This is a genomic window from Bacillus sp. 5mfcol3.1, from assembly GCF_900114335.1.
GTDB lineage: Bacteria > Bacillota > Bacilli > Bacillales > Bacillaceae_G > Bacillus_A > Bacillus_A thuringiensis_S.
Window position 1 is genome coordinate 167,376 of sequence record NZ_FOST01000005.1, and the last position, 18,410, is coordinate 185,785.

Below are 18,410 nucleotides of genomic sequence, written 5' to 3' on the forward strand. Positions count from 1 at the left end.
ATGTGCTTTTTATAAAGTGAAACTTTTTAGCGTGAAAAGAGAGAGGGCTTACATTATAGTGGATGACTGTGACAAAATTGATGAAATTTCATGCCCATAGCAATCGTTTTTGCGGTATAATAAAAGCAACTCGAATTAAAAGGAGAGTGCCTTCATGGGAAAAGCAATTCAAGATAAAGATACACAATTAGTATATTTAAAAGAACGTTTAAATATGTTCATTGAAGTAATTGATACAATTGAACCCGAAGAAGTAGAATTAGAAGATGTAGATCGTCTTCTTGCAATGTTAGATGAATTAGAATTAAAATGTGAGCAATTTAAAAAAGACGAATAATATATTAAAAAGGCTACCAATTCCAATTTGGTAGCCTTTTTCTGTTCGGGTAATAGAAGGACGATAGAAAAAGAGGTATAATCAAGTTGTGAAAAATTTCATTTATGCTCTAATAGCGTGAAATAAATAGTTAAAGAGCATAACAATTGAATTTTCAGCTCATAACGTTTTGGTAGCGTTCACAATTGAGGGGGAAGTAACAATGGAAAAGCTTCAAGAAAGCATGTATCAACTAATTGTTGAAACGTCAACGAACTTACCGAAAGATGTTCGTCGTGCGATTCAACAAGCGAAAGAGCGAGAAAATGCAGGGACTCGTTCTGCGATGGCACTTGGCACAATTACAAATAATATTAAAATGGCTGATGATAACATCTCGCCGATTTGCCAAGATACAGGGATGCCAACGTTTAAAATTTATACACCAGTTGGTGTGAATCAATTAAAGTTGAAGGAAGCTATCTATAATGCGCTTGAGCGGGCGACAAAAGATGGTAAACTTCGTCCCAATTCTGTTGATTCTCTTTTTGGAGATAATAGTGGAAATAATTTAGGACCAGGTACACCGGTGATTAAGTTTGAACAATGGGAAAAAGATTATATTGATGCACGTTTAATCCTAAAAGGTGGTGGCTGTGAGAATAAAAATATTCAATATAGCTTACCGTGTGAACTAGAAGGACTTGGACGAGCTGGCCGTGATTTAGAAGGGATTCGTAAATGCCTTCTTCATGCAGTATATCAAGCACAAGGGCAAGGATGTAGCGCTGGTGTAATTGGTGTTGGTATCGGGGGAGACCGCACATCAGGTTATGAATTAGCAAAAAATCAATTATTCCGTACATTAGATGATGTCAATCCAGTACCAGAGTTACAACATCTTGAAGAGTACGTATTAGAAAATGCGAACAAACTTGGCATTGGTACAATGGGATTTGGCGGAGAAACAACTTTACTTGGCTGTAAAATTGGCGTGTATAACCGCCTGCCGGCTAGCTTCTACGTATCTGTGGCGTATAATTGCTGGGCATATCGCCGCCTAGGTGTAACAATCCATCCTGAAACAGGTGAAATTATGGATTGGTTATATCAAGAAGGTGAAGATACACTTCAGCATGAAGCACAAGAAAAAACAGAGCAACGTGAGATTGTATTACAAGCACCAATTACAGAAGAGCAAATTCGTGAACTTCGCGTTGGTGATGTTGTAATAATTAATGGCATGATGTATACAGGTCGTGACGCAATCCATAAGCATTTAATGGATAATGATTGTCCAGTAGATTTAAATGGACAAATTATTTACCACTGTGGTCCAGTTGTTGTGAAAGATGACAATGACAATTGGCAAATTAAAGCGGCAGGTCCAACGACAAGTATTCGTGAAGAACCGTACCAAGGCGATATTATGAAGAAATTTGGTATTCGCGCTGTTATTGGAAAAGGCGGTATGGGTGCGAAAACATTAGCGGCTTTAGAAGAACACGGCGGCGTGTACTTAAACGCAATTGGCGGTGCGGCGCAATATTATGCTGAATGTATTAAAGAAGTGAAAGATGTTGATTTCTTACAATTTGGTATTCCAGAAGCAATGTGGCATTTACGCATTGAAGGTTTTAAAGCAGTTGTAACGATGGACTCTCATGGTAATAGTTTACATGCAGATGTTGATAAAACATCACTTGAAAAATTAGCGAGCTTTAAAGAGCCGGTATTTAAATAAACAAAAATGCATCTCGAATCTTTCGAGATGCATTTTTTGGTATATATAGAAAAACATGCACAGCATGAAAGTAAGTAAGTAAACAGAAACTACAGGTACGATTATATATGGAAAGGAGACTATTTATGAAATATAAATGGTTATATATCGGTCTCATTTTTTCAATTATGATGGCACTTGTTCCAGTTTCGGCATTGGCTTATACAAATACTCCACATAACTGGGGAATCCCGCGTCCTAAAAATGAAACAGTACCAGATGCAGGAAAGTTATATACGGATTTACTGCAAAAAAATGGCGGGTTTTATTTAGGAGATACGAAGAAAAAAGATATTTATTTAACATTTGATAATGGATATGAGAATGGATACACAGGGAAAATCTTAGATGTATTAAAAGAGAAAAAAGTACCAGCAACTTTCTTTGTAACGGGGCATTACATTAAAACACAAAAAGATTTATTGTTAAGAATGAAGGATGAAGGACACATTATTGGAAATCATTCTTGGAGTCATCCTGATTTTACAGCGGTAAATGATGAGAAGCTTCGTGAAGAATTAACGAGTGTAACGGAAGAAATTAAAAAAGTAACTGGGCAAAAAGAAGTGAAATATGTACGTCCTCCGCGCGGCGTATTTAGTGAAAGAACGTTAGCTCTTACGAAAGAAATGGGCTACTATAATGTATTTTGGTCACTTGCATTTTTGGATTGGAAAGTGGATCAGCAAAGAGGATGGCAATATGCGCATAATAATGTTATGACGATGATTCACCCAGGATCTATTTTATTACTTCATGCAATATCAAAAGATAATGCAGAAGCACTTGCGAAAATCATTGATGATTTGCGCGAGAAAGGGTATCATTTTAAAAGTCTAGATGACTTAGTAAAAAGCAATCAACCGTAAGCATGTATGCTTACGGTTTTCTCATGCTATAATGATGTGTAAAAAGGATGGGGAAACGTATGTGGAGCGAACATGTTACGTTAGAGTATCCGTATCATTTTGAAGAAGTATTAAAACGTTTATCTTTTGATCCTCTTAACGTCATTCAATTAGATGAGAAAGTCATTTATATCCCGCTTTGTATAGACGAGGAACAGGTTATTGTTCGCTTACAAGGGATTGGTACTGTTCAAAATCCACAGTTTTGGATTTCTAGTCAGACAGGAAATCCGGAGAAAGTCATGAAACGAATGAGGGCCATTTTTCATTGGAATGAACCGTTTCAAGATATACAAAATCATTTTTTAAACACATCATTACGTCCACTATTTGAAACATATGCTTATACTCCAATTATTTTAGAATTTGATTATTTTGCTTGTCTTCTTCGCTGTATCATTCACCAACAAATAAATTTGAAATTTGCTACTGTGTTAACAGAACAATTTGTGAAACGGTATGGAATAGAGAAGAACGGTGTATTCTTTTTCCCCACTCCGGAAATAGTAGCAAATATTTCAATAGAAGAATTGAGAGAGCAGAAGTTTAGTCAGCGAAAGGCTGAATATATAGTAGGATTAGGTCGAAGTATTGTCAGTGGTACATTAAATTTAGCGAGTATAGAAAATGGGACGGAAGAAGAAGTTTCAGCACAATTGTTGCCAATTAGGGGAATTGGTGCATGGACAGTGCAAAACTTTTTAATGTTTGGGCTTGGACGGAAAAATATGTTCCCGAAAGCGGACATTGGGATTCAGCGTGCAGTGCAAGGTATATTTCAATTAGATGATAAACCTGATGATGCATTTTTAGAAAAAGTGAAACAAGAGTGTGAACCATACTGCAGTTATGCAGCGTTATATTTATGGAAAAGTATAGAGTAGAGGTGTAATAATGATACAAAAGCAACATGAGAGTAAGTTGGAAGTTGGTCAAACGTTTCCTGTGACAATTAAACGTCTTGGGATTAACGGAGAAGGCGTTGGTTATTTTAAGAGACAAGTTGTTTTCATTCCAGGGGCATTACCAGGAGAAGAAGTTGTTGCAGAAACAACGAAAATTCAGCGTGGCTTCGCTGAAGCGAAAGTGAAAAAAGTTCGTAAAGCTTCACCGCATCGTGTGAAAGCACCGTGTCCAGTATATGAGGAGTGTGGCGGTTGTCAGCTGCAACATTTAGATTATAAAGAACAATTGAATCAAAAGCGTGATATCGTTGTACAAGCATTTGAGAAGTACATGAAAAACAGTATGGAAGAGAAAATTCGTCCAACGCTTGGCATGGAAAATCCATGGCATTACCGTAATAAGAGTCAATTACAAGTGGGGCGTAAAGACGAAAAGGTTATTACAGGGCTATATAAACAAAACTCACATCAGTTAATTGATATTGCTCACTGTATGATTCAACATAAAGCAACGAATGAAGCGACAAAAGTTGTAAGACGTATTTTAGAAAAATTAAATGTTTCTATTTACAATGAGAAAAAACAAAAAGGTTTAGTACGCACAATTGTAACACGTACTGCAGTTCAAACAGGGGAAGTACAAGTTACACTTATTACAACAAAAGAAGAATTACCAAATAAAGAACAATTTGTTGCAGAAGTACAAAAACAGATGCCAGCGGTTAAATCAATTATGCAAAATGTAAACTGGCGTAAAACATCTGTTATTTTTGGAGACAAAACATTTAAATTAGCTGGAAAAGAAGTAATTCAAGAAACACTTGGCGATTTATCATTTGAATTATCAGCACGTGCATTCTTCCAGTTGAATCCAGAACAAACAATTGTTTTATATGATGAAGCGAAAAAAGCAGCTGCGTTAACAGGCGATGAGAAAATTGTAGATGCGTATTGTGGTGTTGGTACAATCGGACTTTGGCTTGCAAATGATGCAGCGGAAGTACGTGGTATGGATGTAATTCCAGAAGCGATTGCAGATGCAAGAAAAAATGCGAAGCGTCACGGATTTACAAATACGAAATATGAAGCAGGTAAAGCTGAACAATGGTTACCGAAATGGGTAAAAGAAGGATGGCGTCCAGATGTAATTGTTGTCGATCCACCACGTACAGGTTGCGATGATAAATTACTGGAAACAATTTTAAAAGTGAAGCCGAAACAAGTTGTGTATGTGTCTTGTAATCCTTCTTCATTAGCACGTGATGTACAAGCATTAATGAAGAGCTATGAAGTGGAGTATGTGCAACCAGTTGATATGTTCCCGCATACAGCTCACGTAGAAAATGTAGTGAAGCTTGTTAGAAAGTAAAGTTTATTAATATTCCCTCATGGTATGAGGGAATATTTTCTATGAAGGAGAATATTATGCATAATTATAAATTAACGATTCAGTACGATGGTGCACGTTTTAAAGGATGGCAACGTCTCGGTAATAACGATAATACGATTCAAGGAAAAATCGAAAGTGTCATATCTGAAATGATCGGAAAAGAAATTGAAATTATCGGTTGTAGTAGAACAGACGCTGGTGTACATGCTTTGAATCAAGTTGCTAACTTTCAAAGTGATGAGAAGTTAGTGGAACATAAAGTGAAAAAATATTTAAATCAATATTTACCTAATGATATTAGCATTACGAATGTGGAAGAAGTACATGATCGTTTCCATGCTCGTTACAATTCTAAAGCAAAAACATATCTGTATAAAATTTGGAATGAAGAGCATACAAATCCATTTATGCGTAAATACAGCATGCATGTGAATAAAAAATTAAATGTGAAAAGCATGAAAGCAGCTGCAAAACATTTAGTTGGTTCACATGACTTTACTGCTTTTTCAAATGCGAAATCAAAGAAAAAATCTATGGTTCGAGAAGTATATACACTTGATGTGATGGAAGAGGCAGGGTTTGTACAAATTAGAGTAAGTGGTAACGGCTTCCTTCATAATATGGTAAGAAAAATTGTTGGGGCATTAATTGAAGTTGGATTAGGACAATTAGATGCTGAAGCAATTCCAAACATTTTAGAAGAAAAGCAGCGCAATCAAATTAATTGTCTTGCTGAGGCAAGTGGGTTGTATTTAGAGAATGTTGAGTTTTAATGGCAAATAAAAAAATCGGGCTAAGTAGCTCGATTTTTTTAGTATTACGAAGATTTTTCATTTTTTATACGTAGCTTTAAATTCCAAAAAGCAGCAAGCATAATAGCTGCAAAGGAGCCAAAAATTGTTCCTAATAGCTTTGCATAAGGAGAGCTGCTTACATCGGCATTAATGAATAACATCATACAGAGCATGGCAGGGAAAAAGTATAAGTATTGTAATAACTTTAATTTTTTATCATTACTCATATATATAGCCCCTTTCTAGCATGTTATACGTTTATTATAACATATTTTACCAATTTGTTTTTGCACTTGGAGACATGTTCATTTCATATGTGTAAATGCAGTTTTTTAATTCGATATTGTAAGTTTTGCCTACTTAATCCTAAAAATTTTGCAGCTTGTGAAATGTTGCCATGATTCTCTTTAAGAATTTGATTAATGTAGTTCTTTTCCATTTTTTCTATTGTGTGTTTTAAAGTTTTAGGTGCATCAGTATTGTGATTAGTTAGTGCATGCTGCATATTGAATTCTGTTTTTATTCGTTCACGAAAGCGAGTAGGCATATGAAACGCTGTAATGATGGTTTCATCTTCTATCAAGTTCATGGAACCTTCAATTATATGTTCCAACTCCCGTACGTTTCCAGGCCAATCGTATGCATAGAAAAATTCTCTTACATTTACATCTACATCGGTTACGTTGAGCCCAAATTGAGTATTATATTTTTCAATAAAGTGCTGAACAAGAGCTAGAATATCTTCTTTTCTTTCACGTAAAGGCGGAAGACATAAAGTAACGACGCTTAATCGGTAATATAAGTCTTCTCTTAATCGATTATGTGCGATGGCTTCGAAAGGATCTTCATTGATAGTTGCTATAATACGAACATCAATTTCTTTTTCGTGTGTGCCTCCGATTCTTCGTATTGTTTTTTCTTGTATAGCTCGTAGTAACTTCGCTTGAAGTGCTGGACTTAATGAGTTGATTTCATCTAATAACAAAGTTCCTCCGTTCGCTTCTTCAAATAAACCAGCTTTATCGATAGCTCCTGTAAATGCACCTCGGTTTGTACCGAATAATAAGCTTTCCATGAGTGTATCAGGTATAGCGGCACAGTTCTGTGAAATAAAGGGTTTTGTTGAACGCTGACTTTCATTATGGATGCTTTGTGCAAATAGTTCTTTCCCAGTGCCTGTTTCTCCTACTAGAAGTATGGAGGAAGATGTACGAATTACTCTTTTTCCTTCAGTAATGATTGATTGAATAGCTTCAGAATCACCAATTATGTGATCAAAGGTAAATTTAGTACTTTGTTTTCGAGAAGGGCCCATTCTTATTGTTTGCTTTAAGTTACTAATTTCTTTTGATATTTCAATAGCGCCTTTAATTTTTCCATTTTCTATTATAGGGAAAGTATCGTTAATCGTTGTAATTTCTTGTCCTTTATTGTTAAAATACGTTTGTTTTATATTTTTGTTTGTTTTTCCTAATTTTAATGCCTCTATAAGAGTACTATTTTTATTTTCTTCAAATGCAAATATTTCTAAAGGACTTTTATATAATACATCTGAGCGTTCCATTGATTCAATTTCCATCATTTTGCGGTTATAGATAATCGTTTTACTTTCCTCATTAATAATATGAATCCCGATATCGAGTTCATTGAGTAAAGTTTCATATAGCATGTTCATTTCAATGATCTGTTTAAAATTAATGTCTTCTGTACGCATAGATTATCTTCTCCTCATTTCACCCTATGAAGACTGACTTTTTATAATTTTATTAAAATTCTTATAAAACCGCAAAATTTTTTTGCTATTTTTCTTTTAAAACTTTTCAAATGATAGAAAAATTTTGCGGTTGTGCACGCTTTTTTGTGTAAAACTCTCATTTAATATATGAATTAGAGACTTGGTACGCATTTTGCATAAATAATATTTGAAATCTCTAGAGGGGAGAATATGAATTTTTACAGGATATACAACGTTTCGGTGTCAATTAATAAGAGGGAGGGGTTTATAAAGTGAAGACAGTTATAGAAGGTGTGTATAGTCCTTGTTATGGAAAAGTAGAGAAGTTATTTGTTACGGAAAGTTCTTACGTATACGAGTGGGAGAAATTAGCGTTAATTGAAACAATAGATAAACAGAAAGTAGAAATTAAGATAGGAATCAGTGGTTATATTGAATCATTAGAAGTAGTAGAAGGACAAGCTATTGCTGATCAAAAGTTATTAATAACAGTAAGGGATGACCTTTTAGTAACAGGCAGTGATTAATGTAAGTGATATGTATTTTTGCTATTTTAAATCATTATTTTTACGGTGAATAATTTTAAAAACGCTTACATTAAATGGATTGGCAAAGTGAAAAGGGGGGATTTATATGATGGATCAAAACCAAGGATTAAAAAGAGAATTGAAAAGCAGGCACATATTTATGATTGCACTCGGTGGAGTTATTGGTACAGGACTTTTTTTAGGATCAGGTTATACGATTCATGAAGCTGGACCTGGAGGAGCAATTGTAGCGTATCTTGTCGGTGGATTTGTAATGTATTTAACGATGCTCTGTCTTGGAGAGTTAGCGGTTGCGATGCCTGACGCAGGGTCTTATCAAACGTATGCGACAAAGCATATTTCTCCTGCAGCAGGTTATGTAGTGGGATGGATGTCGTGGTTAAACTGGTCTGCTACGATAGGTATTGAATTAATTGCAGTTAGTATTTTGATGAAACGTTGGTTTCCTGATGTACCGTCATGGATTTGGTGTGTAGTGTTCGCGGTACTGCTCTTTGCTATTAATGCGTTATCTTCAAGAAGTTTTGCGGAAGTGGAATTTTGGTTTGCAAGTATTAAAGTAATTACAATTATTGCATTTATTATTTTGGGCGGGGCAGCAATGTTTGGGTTTCTAGATATGAAAGGGAATGAACCAGCGCCAATGTTCTCTAGCTTTACTGATTATGGTGGATTGTTTCCAAATGGATTATCAGCCATTTTAATTACAATGATTGCAGTTAATTTTTCTTTCCAAGGAACAGAATTAGTTGGTATTGCAGCAGGTGAGAGTGAAAATCCAGAGAAAACGATCCCGAAGGCAATTAACAATACAGTTTGGCGTATACTTGTTTTCTTTGTACTATCTATTTTTATTCTTGCTGGACTATTCCCTTGGCAGCAAGCAGGAGTAATAGAAAGTCCATTCGTAGTTGTATTTGATAAAATTGGTATTCCTTATGCAGCAGATATTATAAATTTCGTTATTATTACAGCAGTACTATCCGTTGCGAATTCAGGATTATATGCAACTTCGCGTATGCTATGGTCTATGTCTAATCAAGGAATGATTAGTCCAATTTTTGGAAAGTTATCTAAAAACGGTGTTCCTATTTATGCATTAATCGTAAGCACAATTGTAGGGTGTCTCTCACTACTATCAGGTATTTATGCGGAAGATACAGTTTATTTATGGCTGCTTTCTATCGCTGGATTCGGAGCGATACTAGTTTGGGCATCTATTGCTTTATCAAATTTATTAGCTAGAAGGTCATACATGAAGCGGGGCGGGGATGTTAAGGACTTGAAATTTAAAACACCATTGTATCCATTTGTACCACTTCTTGCGTTAGTATTAAATTTAACAGTAATCGTTGGCATGGCCTTTATTCCAGAACAAAGAATGGCATTGTATTGTGGTATTCCATTTATGATTGTTTGCTTACTGTTTTATCGTGCTACAAGAAATAAGGGAAGTAATGTAGAGCATATTGAAAAGACAAATACAACGGAAGTAGAGAGTTTATAATAGTGATTAATTAGGAGACTGTAAAATTGTAAACAGTCTCTTTTTTTGTGAAAATAAAGCTGGAAACATACTATGTATGCAAAGGGGAATTAGCGATGAATCCAGAAGTTTCGCAGTTGTTAAAACAAATAGATTCAAGGAAAGAGGAATTACTAGAACTTACAAAAACTTTAATTCGTTTTGAAACACCAGCACCGCCAGCGAGAAATACAAATGAAGCACAAGAATTTGTTGCAGAGTTTTTAAGAAAACGAAATTTTAGTATTGATAAATGGGATGTATATCCGAATGATCCGAATGTTGTTGGGGTAAAAAAAGGGATAAAAAGTGACTCATATAAAAGTCTTATTATTAATGGACATATGGATGTAGCCGAAGTGTCAGCAGATGAGGCGTGGGAAACAAATCCATTTGATCCATTTATAAAAGATGGCTGGTTAGTTGGACGTGGCGCAGCAGATATGAAAGGTGGGCTGGCTGGAGCGCTATTTGCCATTCAACTTTTACAAGAAGCTGGTATTGAATTACCTGGAGATTTAACTTTTCAATCGGTAATTGGAGAAGAAGTTGGAGAAGCAGGTACACTTCAATGCTGCAAAAGGGGTTACGATGCTGATTTTGCAGTAGTAGTGGATACGAGCGATTTACATATGCAAGGACAAGGCGGTGTCATTACTGGATGGATTACAGTGAAAAGTCCACAAACGTTTCATGATGCAACGCGCAGACAAATGATCCATGCTGGAGGACGTTTATTTGGAGCGAGTGCGATTGAAAAAATGATGAAAATTGTACAAAGCTTACAAGAATTAGAGCGCCACTGGGCAGTTATGAAAACATATGAAGGCTATCCATCTGGAACAACAACAATTAATCCAGCTGTTATTGAGGGAGGAAGGCATGCGGCGTTTATTGCGGAGGAGTGCCGATTGTGGATAACAGTGCACTTCTATCCGAATGAAACACATGAACAAATAATAAACGAAATTGAAGAGTATATTGGAAAGGTGGCAGCTGCCGATCCATGGTTAAGTGAAAATCCGCCACAATTTAAGTGGGGCGGAGAATCAATGATTGTAGATCGTGGGGAAATTTTCCCTTCATTAGAAGTAGATAGTGAACATAAAGCTGTAAAAAAACTTAGCTCAGTACACGAGTCTATTCTATCAAAAAATGCAATTTTAGATATGTCTGCAACGGTAACTGATGGTGGTTGGTTTAGTGAGTTTCACATTCCAGCGATTATATATGGACCAGGTACATTAGAAGAAGCACATTCTGTAAATGAGAAAGTTGAAATTGAACAGTTAATTGAATTTACAAAAGTGATAATAACATTTATATATGAATGGTGCCACACGAAAAAATAGATTTGTATAGTAAAATCGTACGAGTATGTATACTTGTACGATTTTTTAGTGAACTATTTCAGAGTTGAATATAAACAACTGAAATAGTTCTTTATTTTGCTATGTCTTTCGTTTCATTTCAAGTAATTTCTCTTTTGCTAATTCAACGGCAATCGCATCATCTAAATAGCCAATTGGAAAGAGATAGTCGGGAATAATATCTGTCGATAAAATGAAATAAAGTAATGCGCTCCCAAGAACTGCACGTTCTTCTTTTGAAATGGTTTCATTACAAAATTGTTGATACATATCTGTTAATTGTTCAATAAAAGGACCAGCACTATCAATTTGCTCTAATTTGCTTGCAAAACTGTCATGAATACGTTTTTCGCCTTCTGTTGTCTGGGCATAGCGTTCGTAATTTTCGAGTTCTTGTTTTACGCGAGTTGTAGTGTAATCGAAATCGAATAAGTTAGAGGATTGTAAAGTTTGTTGAATGGTATCAAGAGATGTGTACATATCCGTTTTTTCTTTATTAATGTGAGGAGAATCAGGGTACATTTCATCAAATAACAATTGGGGTGGAACTTGAAGACATTCTGCAAATTTTTGTAGATGTTTTTGTTTTGGTGGTTGTTTGCCATTAATAATTCTTGAGACTGTTGCAGGATCAATATTTGTAAGTATTCCTAGTTGGCGCATAGATAAGGCGCGTTCTTTTAAAAGTTTTTTTATTAATTTACCAAGCCGATCATTCGGGTTTTCATTAGCCATAGTGCAGGCACTCCTTTTTTAGTGTTGAAAAAATGTTGAGCATTTATTACAAGTATATGAAACAGACAGGCACAGTTGCTCAACATTTTCATAATATGCATTGAAAAGTGAGAAAAAGGGGTGACTATTTATGAGTACGGCAGGCTTATTTTCAATTCTTTTAATCGGGATCGCTTCTAATTTAGATAATGCAGGTGTTGGAATTGCGTATGGCATTCGTAAAATTCGTATTTCGTGGTTTAACAATTTTATCATCGCATTCTTCGGGTTTTTATTTACTTTACTAGCTGGATTTTTTGGGAACTGGATTGCGTTATTTATTTCAGAGTTTACAGCAAACCTGATTGGAGCAATCGTTTTAGGGATAATCGGGGTGTTTATTTTATGTCAGCCTTTCTTGAGTCAAAAAAATACTGTAGGTTCTAAAGGTGATAATGTACTTATGGGAATTTTACGTGATCCAGAAAAAGCAGATTTTGATGGCTCTAAAACAATTAGTTTTTCTGAAGCACTTGTTTTAGGAGTTGCATTATCTATTAATAATATTGCAGGTGGGTTTGATGCTGGGGTAACAAATTTAAATCTTTGGCTTACAGCGACTATTTCTGGGGTGTTTAGTTTTATTTGCATAAGTGGTTTTGCATATGTAGGGAAACGATATTTAGCAGCATACTTAGGGAAATGGGCGACGGTTATTGCAGGAGTGTTATTAATACTTATTGGGATTGATCAGTTGTTGTGAAAATAGAAAAGCAATGTTCGAGCATTTCCTCGGAAATACTTGAATAAATTGCATATATCGACATCGGATATTTACTTCTTAATAAATAAAAAGCACCTACATACTACATAGGTGCTTTTTAGCGTATGTCTTCAATTAATTGCTCTGATTCTTCATGCATACTGTATTCACTTAACACTTGGATGCAAAGCCATTTTAATTCCTCGATAGTATGCTCAAGTTCTTCAGGAAGCACATGATGAATGTCTTCAAGTCCCATCCCGAAATGAATAAGTTCAAGTACTTGATCATCGATATTCCGATCCATTAATAATTCAAGTACTTCTAAATTGAATATGTATCGGTGAGCTTCGTCGAGTGAAACAACTTTTAACTTCAAGCTTTCTACAATACTCAATATAAAAAGAAGGATTGTTTTTTCAAGAACAGGTTGTTTTCCCATTTGAAATATTAGTTTCATCTTTCACACCTCCACATATAGCGCTAGGTTGTACTATATTATTCAGGAGGGGGGAACAAATATGCATGATATAGAGAAACTTTCAGCACTGTTTTTGTAAGAGGATTGATAACTGACAAAAGTGAGGTTTTGGTGAAATAAAAAATCCTGCTAGTATAGCAGGATAACTCGCGATTAAAAAATACTCCAGCCTTCTTGAGCAGAAAGAAGTTCAAGAATTTTAAAACCAGCAATACTATTTCCGTTTGCATCTAAAGCTGGTCCGAAAATGCCGATTCCCATATCGCCTTTTACGCAGCCGAAAATACCACCCGCTACACCACTTTTTGCAGGGATACCAACGCGTATTGCAAATTCACCAGATTCGTTATACATACCACATGTGACCATAAATGTTTTGCAAATTTTTGTAATATGTTTAGGGATGATTTGTTTCTTTTTATATGGATCATATCCATCCATTGCAAAAATTAAGCCGATACGTGCTAAATCAATGCAGTTTACTTCAACTGCGCATTGACGAGTATATAAATCCATAAGTTCTTCAATATCACAATCGATAATACCGTTTTGTTTCATATAATAGCAAAGCGAACGATTTAGATAAGCTGTCTCTAATTCTGAATCGGCAACTTTAGAGGAATAATTAATAGTAGGGTTATCTGTTATTTCACGTACAAAATGAAGAATACGTTCCATTTTTTCCTCGTTATCTTTTCCTGCTAACATGCTTGTAATAGCTAATGCTCCTGCATTTATCATTGGATTAAGGGGTTTGGATGGACTTGTCGTTTCTAACTTAATAATAGAATTAAATGGGTCACCCGTTGGTTCCATTCCAACTTTAGAAAATACATATTCTTCACCACGGTCTAAAAGGGCAAGGGCAAGTGTAATTACTTTGGAAATACTTTGAAGAGTAAATAGTGTTTGTGAGTTGCCTGCATGGATATATTCTGTTTCTTTATGGAAAATGGCAATCCCTAAATCGTCTGGATTTGCATTTCCTAGTTCGGGGATATAAGTAGCAAGTTTTCCTTTTTTCGTATATGGTTTTACTTGTTCTAACAACTGTTGTAAGTTGTTTGTTTCAATGCACTGCATAGTACCAACGCTCCTATTTCGAATTAACTAAGTTTACTTTTCCCGATATGCTCGGAAATAAATAATAACATGAAAAAGTGGAATGATAAAACGAAAGTTATATGTTCTATAGTAGGTCGTTCTTTCAAGTCCTTTGTATTAAAAAAGGAGAATTTCCCTTTTATATAACAGTTTGGAAATAGGAGATTTATCCATAAAAAATTCGAAAATAAAAACTACACATCTATACAACTATATGTTATTATGGTTATGTAAATAGAAAGCGTTTTCTAAGGCGTACTTATAATGATAACGATTTCATAAATTTGATAGGGGGAATTAAAATGTTGCAGTTTTTACAACGTATTGGTAAAGCGTTAATGCTTCCAATCGCCGTACTACCAGCAGCAGGATTATTGCTTCGTTTAGGGCAACCAGATGTATTTGATATTCCTGTTATGGCACAGGCCGGTGCAGCAGTTTTTGATAATTTAGCACTCATTTTTGCAATTGGTATTGCAATCGGTCTTTCAGTTGATGGTAGTGGTGCAGCAGGTCTTGCAGGTGCAATTGGTTATCTAGTTATGAAAAACAGTATTGATGCACTTAGTAAGGGATATTCTACTGTAGAATTACAAGATAAATTAGGCAAAGTCCAAGATTTAATAGGGAATAGCGCTAATGTTGATCCATCTAAGCTTGCAGATACAATGACACAAGTATCTAAGGCAGCCGAATTATCGACTAAAGTGGATATGAAAGTTTTAGGTGGTATTATTGTTGGTGTTATAGCGGGACTTCTTTATAATAAATTCCATAAGATTAAACTTCCAGAATGGTTAGGGTTCTTTGCTGGAAAACGTTTCGTCCCAATTGTTACATCGGTTGTGATGTTAATATTAGGAATTCTATTCGCACAAATTTGGCCAGCAATTCAAAATGCTATCGATGCATTAGCTCATGGAATTGTTAATTTAGGGGCAGTTGGTTCAGGTCTATTTGGTTTATTAAACCGTCTATTAATTCCAATCGGTTTACATCATGTAATGAACACATACTTCTGGTTCGTACTTGGTGACTTTACAAATGCAGCAGGTAATGTTGTAAACGGTGATATTGCTCGCTTCCTTGCCGGAGATAAAACAGCGGGTATGTTTATGACTGGTTTCTTCCCAGTTATGATGTTCGGTTTACCAGCAGCATGTTTCGCAATGATTGCGGCTGCAAAACCAGAAAAACGTAAAATGGTTACAGGTATGTTAGGTGGTCTAGCATTAACTTCATTCTTAACTGGTATTACAGAACCAATTGAATTCTCATTCATGTTCTTATCACCAGTATTATATGGTATTCATGCTGTATTAACAGGTCTGTCTCTATTCATTACAACAACACTTGGCATTCACGATGGTTTCACATTTAGTGCCGGTGCAATCGATTACTTCTTAAACTTTGGTATTGCAACAAAACCAGTATTACTTGCGGGAGTCGGTTTAATTTACGCAGTAATTTATTTCGTTGTATTCTACTTCTTAATTAAGAAGTTCGATTTAAAAACTCCTGGTCGTGAAGACGAAGAGGAAGTAGCTGAAGGTGAAGAAGCTCCAGTTGCAGGTTCAATTGGTGAAACTTACGTAGCAGCTTTAGGTGGAAAAGAAAACTTAACAGTTATTGATAACTGTGCAACACGTCTACGCTTACAAGTAAAAGATGCTGGTCAAGTAAATGAAGCAGCATTAAAACGTGCTGGTGCAAAAGGTGTTATGAAATTAAGTAATACAAGTGTACAAGTTATCGTAGGTACAAATGTTGAATCTGTTGCCGATGATATGAAAAAACACGTATAAATAATGAGATAAGAGGATGTCCAAAAAGATTGATAACATCAATTTTTTACAGGATATCCTCTTTTTTTGTTAACAATTTAACGGGAATCTTACTTTTGTAAATTTTCTTTTTCTTTTTTGTACATATGGGTTGGTAATATGTGTAGTGCGTGATAAAGTAGGGATGATATAGAATGGATTATCCATAATCTACTAAAATAAATCTTTAGTAGAGGAATTAAATTATTGGTGAGTAAGGGGAAAAAAGCAATTATGGATCAGGAAAAAAATAATGCGAATGGGAAAGCAAATCGGCCGATTGTATACATAAAAAGGACAATCATTTTCGTCTTACTATTATCACTTGTATATTTCATGTATACAAAAATTGTTGCGCATAATAAGAAAGAAGAAACTTTAAAAGCGGCAGCAGAAATGAAGAAACAAGAAGAGCTAAAAAAGAAAGAAGAAAAAAAGAAACAAGAAGTACAAAAGCAAAAACAAAAAGAGCAGGAAGAACAAGTGAAGCAAGCGCAAGCTGCGGAACAGCCTGTTGAAGGACCACCTCAAGAAATTAATGAAAACGCTCAATTGGACCAGTATTTACAAAACGCAGGATTTAGCGGGACAGCTGTTATTGTGAAGAACGGAAAAGTTCTTCTGAATAAAGGGTACGGTATGGCAAATAAAGAGCAGCAAGTACCGAATAATTCAGAGACGACTTTTTATATTGGTTCTATTTCAAAGGCGTTTGTAGCAACTGCTATTATGCAATTGAAAGATCAAAATAAATTACAAGTTGAAGATACTGTTGCGAAGTATATTCCAGATTTTCCACAAGGTAATAGTATTCAGCTAAAACATCTATTAACACATACATCAGGGATTCCAGAATATGAGCAAGGAAAAGAAGATATTTCCCATGAAGAACTGATAAAGCGGATAGGAAATCAAAAGCGTATTGGTGGTCCAGGAGAGAAGTGGAAGTATTCCGATTCGAACTACTCTATACTTGCATACATTGCCGAGAAGGTAAGTGGACAGTCGCTTGAAGAATATATTAAACAACATATTTTTGCTACTGCCGGTATGAAACATTCTGGTTTTGGCACAGCGTTAGAACAAACAAGATTCCCATCAACGGGTTATAAAATAGTAAATAATAATATGACAACACCTCATATTCCGAGCATGTCACAACTATATGGTTGTGGTGATATATATACGAGTGCACATGATTTATATTTATTTAACGAAGCGTTATACTCTGGAAAGTTAATTTCAAAAGCGAGTTATGATCAAATGTTTACAGCCGTGAAAAAAGATTACGGATTTGGCTGGTACGTAGACCCAGGAAGCTATTCGAATCACGGTGTAATGCCAGGTTGGAATTGTTTAAATGGATTTAGTAAAAATGGTAGTGTGTATGTTGTTTTATTATCTAACATTCAAAACAACATTAAATCATTTGGTAAAGTGAATAATGACATTTATACGATGTTGCGAAATATTGAAGTGTAAGAAACTATCCTTTTGGATAGTTTTTTTTTGCCCTGAAACAAATATTTCTTTTAGAAAATGTATGCCTTACCTATCACAAAAATATCTATTTTGTATACATTAAGATGTATGGATGTAAAATTTTATAATCTAAAAATAATAGGAGGAGAAGTGTATGTGTCTGTTCAGAAAATATTGGCATAAATTATCAAGATTGTTTAATAGACAATTAAGCTATTTTTTAGATGATAAATTATTGCCTGCTGTGGAACGACTTTTATTTTCGCAAAACTTTGCAAGGTTTATTCAAAGAAACTCTAAGCAAGCTACGGAAGAATTTATAAAATCAAGCCAATTTCAATCTATTATTTGCAACATTTTAAAAGAATGCAATACATCACCTTTTAAAGAAATTGCAAAGCAGTATTTAGGTAAAAATGTTGAAATTACGGTGACAGTTGGACAATTAACAGGCGTTATTGTAGCAGTCGGTGATGATTTCTTAACATTGCAAGAAGGTATAGGAACTGAAGTTTTATTACCATTTACAAGTATTATATCAATTAAAGAAGTGTAAGAAAGGAGAGCTATATATGTTATTTACTGATGAATTACGTAACCATGTTGGTGAATTAGTGCAAGTTGTGACAGCTGTAGAAATTGTTACAGGCATTCTTTTATCTGTGACAGATGGGGCGGTAAGTGTTCGTACTTCTCCTTCTTATGGACCACCGGAAGATGTAATTGTGCGTACTCCTATTATTGCTTATGTTCGCTTGGAAGGGTAAGC

At 35.1% G+C, this 18,410-nt stretch carries 19 protein-coding genes and 1 pseudogene; 15 read left to right on the forward strand and 5 right to left on the reverse strand.

Features of this window, described 5'->3' with window-relative positions:
* The first annotated feature begins 154 nt into the window (after positions 1 to 154).
* The 6 genes from BM089_RS23500 to truA all read left to right on the forward strand — a co-directional run bounded on the left by BM089_RS23500 (position 155) and on the right by truA (position 6,075).
* Positions 155 to 337, forward strand: a complete 183-nt coding sequence (locus BM089_RS23500) for an SE1561 family protein (RefSeq protein ID WP_000513558.1) — start codon at positions 155 to 157, stop codon at positions 335 to 337.
* 202 nt (positions 338 to 539) lie between these two features.
* A complete protein-coding gene (gene fumA / locus BM089_RS23505; protein ID WP_090978250.1) occupies positions 540 to 2,060 on the forward strand; it encodes a class I fumarate hydratase in 1,521 nt (506 codons plus the stop codon).
* A 125-nt stretch (positions 2,061 to 2,185) separates the two neighbouring features.
* The gene (gene pdaA, locus BM089_RS23510; protein WP_000875957.1) at positions 2,186 to 2,968 is read left to right on the forward strand and encodes a delta-lactam-biosynthetic de-N-acetylase; all 783 of its coding nucleotides are present in this window, start codon (positions 2,186 to 2,188) and stop codon (positions 2,966 to 2,968) included.
* Positions 2,969 to 3,027: 59 nt separating this feature from the next.
* Positions 3,028 to 3,891 carry a DNA-3-methyladenine glycosylase family protein gene (locus tag BM089_RS23515; protein WP_000269415.1) on the forward strand — a complete coding sequence of 288 codons (864 nt, stop codon included), beginning with the start codon at positions 3,028 to 3,030 and terminating at the stop codon, positions 3,889 to 3,891.
* A gap of 10 nt (positions 3,892 to 3,901) precedes the next feature.
* A complete protein-coding gene (gene rlmD / locus BM089_RS23520; protein ID WP_000615211.1) occupies positions 3,902 to 5,281 on the forward strand; it encodes a 23S rRNA (uracil(1939)-C(5))-methyltransferase RlmD in 1,380 nt (459 codons plus the stop codon).
* A gap of 56 nt (positions 5,282 to 5,337) precedes the next feature.
* The gene (gene truA, locus BM089_RS23525; protein ID WP_000553114.1) at positions 5,338 to 6,075 is read left to right on the forward strand and encodes a tRNA pseudouridine(38-40) synthase TruA; all 738 of its coding nucleotides are present in this window, start codon (positions 5,338 to 5,340) and stop codon (positions 6,073 to 6,075) included.
* A gap of 44 nt (positions 6,076 to 6,119) precedes the next feature.
* On the opposite strand, the gene BM089_RS23530 is transcribed toward truA, so the two are convergent.
* Together BM089_RS23530 and BM089_RS23535 are read right to left on the reverse strand one after the other, a co-directional pair.
* Complete coding sequence (locus tag BM089_RS23530) at positions 6,120 to 6,323, reverse strand: hypothetical protein (RefSeq protein ID WP_000063861.1); 204 nt, start codon at positions 6,321 to 6,323, stop codon at positions 6,120 to 6,122.
* Positions 6,324 to 6,406: 83 nt separating this feature from the next.
* Entirely contained in the window at positions 6,407 to 7,810 is a 1,404-nt protein-coding gene (locus BM089_RS23535) for a sigma-54 interaction domain-containing protein (protein ID WP_001258420.1), read from the reverse strand.
* Between the two features lie 293 nt (positions 7,811 to 8,103).
* Here BM089_RS23535 and BM089_RS23540 point away from each other — a divergent pair, with 293 nt between their 5' ends.
* The 3 genes from BM089_RS23540 to BM089_RS23550 all read left to right on the forward strand — a co-directional run bounded on the left by BM089_RS23540 (position 8,104) and on the right by BM089_RS23550 (position 11,256).
* Positions 8,104 to 8,358: a biotin/lipoyl attachment domain-containing protein gene (locus tag BM089_RS23540; RefSeq protein WP_000859489.1), complete on the forward strand. Its 255-nt coding sequence runs from the start codon at positions 8,104 to 8,106 to the stop codon at positions 8,356 to 8,358.
* Positions 8,359 to 8,464: 106 nt separating this feature from the next.
* Positions 8,465 to 9,886: an amino acid permease gene (locus BM089_RS23545; RefSeq protein WP_000969253.1), complete on the forward strand. Its 1,422-nt coding sequence runs from the start codon at positions 8,465 to 8,467 to the stop codon at positions 9,884 to 9,886.
* A 95-nt stretch (positions 9,887 to 9,981) separates the two neighbouring features.
* The gene (locus BM089_RS23550; protein WP_090978252.1) at positions 9,982 to 11,256 is read left to right on the forward strand and encodes an acetylornithine deacetylase; all 1,275 of its coding nucleotides are present in this window, start codon (positions 9,982 to 9,984) and stop codon (positions 11,254 to 11,256) included.
* A gap of 99 nt (positions 11,257 to 11,355) precedes the next feature.
* On the opposite strand, the gene BM089_RS23555 is transcribed toward BM089_RS23550, so the two are convergent.
* Positions 11,356 to 12,009, reverse strand: a complete 654-nt coding sequence (locus BM089_RS23555) for a DUF1232 domain-containing protein (protein WP_001262773.1) — start codon at positions 12,007 to 12,009, stop codon at positions 11,356 to 11,358.
* Between the two features lie 130 nt (positions 12,010 to 12,139).
* Between BM089_RS23555 and ytaF the strand changes: the two genes are divergently transcribed.
* The gene (ytaF, locus tag BM089_RS23560) at positions 12,140 to 12,751 is read left to right on the forward strand and encodes a sporulation membrane protein YtaF (protein ID WP_000100747.1); all 612 of its coding nucleotides are present in this window, start codon (positions 12,140 to 12,142) and stop codon (positions 12,749 to 12,751) included.
* 118 nt (positions 12,752 to 12,869) lie between these two features.
* Here ytaF and BM089_RS23565 read toward each other — a convergent pair whose 3' ends face one another.
* Both BM089_RS23565 and glsA read right to left on the reverse strand, forming a co-directional pair.
* Positions 12,870 to 13,211: a DUF3969 family protein gene (locus BM089_RS23565; RefSeq protein ID WP_000766603.1), complete on the reverse strand. Its 342-nt coding sequence runs from the start codon at positions 13,209 to 13,211 to the stop codon at positions 12,870 to 12,872.
* A gap of 174 nt (positions 13,212 to 13,385) precedes the next feature.
* Positions 13,386 to 14,315 carry a glutaminase A gene (glsA, locus tag BM089_RS23575; protein WP_001149850.1) on the reverse strand — a complete coding sequence of 310 codons (930 nt, stop codon included), beginning with the start codon at positions 14,313 to 14,315 and terminating at the stop codon, positions 13,386 to 13,388.
* A 69-nt stretch (positions 14,316 to 14,384) separates the two neighbouring features.
* Here glsA and BM089_RS31935 point away from each other — a divergent pair.
* The 5 genes and pseudogenes from BM089_RS31935 to BM089_RS23595 all read left to right on the forward strand — a co-directional run bounded on the left by BM089_RS31935 (position 14,385) and on the right by BM089_RS23595 (position 18,408).
* A pseudogene (locus BM089_RS31935) lies at positions 14,385 to 14,497 on the forward strand (transcriptional regulator).
* A 141-nt stretch (positions 14,498 to 14,638) separates the two neighbouring features.
* A complete protein-coding gene (gene nagE, locus BM089_RS23580; RefSeq protein WP_000938908.1) occupies positions 14,639 to 16,141 on the forward strand; it encodes an N-acetylglucosamine-specific PTS transporter subunit IIBC in 1,503 nt (500 codons plus the stop codon).
* Between the two features lie 252 nt (positions 16,142 to 16,393).
* A complete protein-coding gene (locus BM089_RS23585) occupies positions 16,394 to 17,641 on the forward strand; it encodes a serine hydrolase domain-containing protein (protein WP_090978254.1) in 1,248 nt (415 codons plus the stop codon).
* 154 nt (positions 17,642 to 17,795) lie between these two features.
* Positions 17,796 to 18,197, forward strand: a complete 402-nt coding sequence (locus BM089_RS23590) for an LSm family protein (protein WP_000335542.1) — start codon at positions 17,796 to 17,798, stop codon at positions 18,195 to 18,197.
* Positions 18,198 to 18,213: 16 nt separating this feature from the next.
* Complete coding sequence (locus tag BM089_RS23595) at positions 18,214 to 18,408, forward strand: LSm family protein (protein WP_000899476.1); 195 nt, start codon at positions 18,214 to 18,216, stop codon at positions 18,406 to 18,408.
* The last annotated feature ends 2 nt before the right edge of the window (positions 18,409 to 18,410 follow it).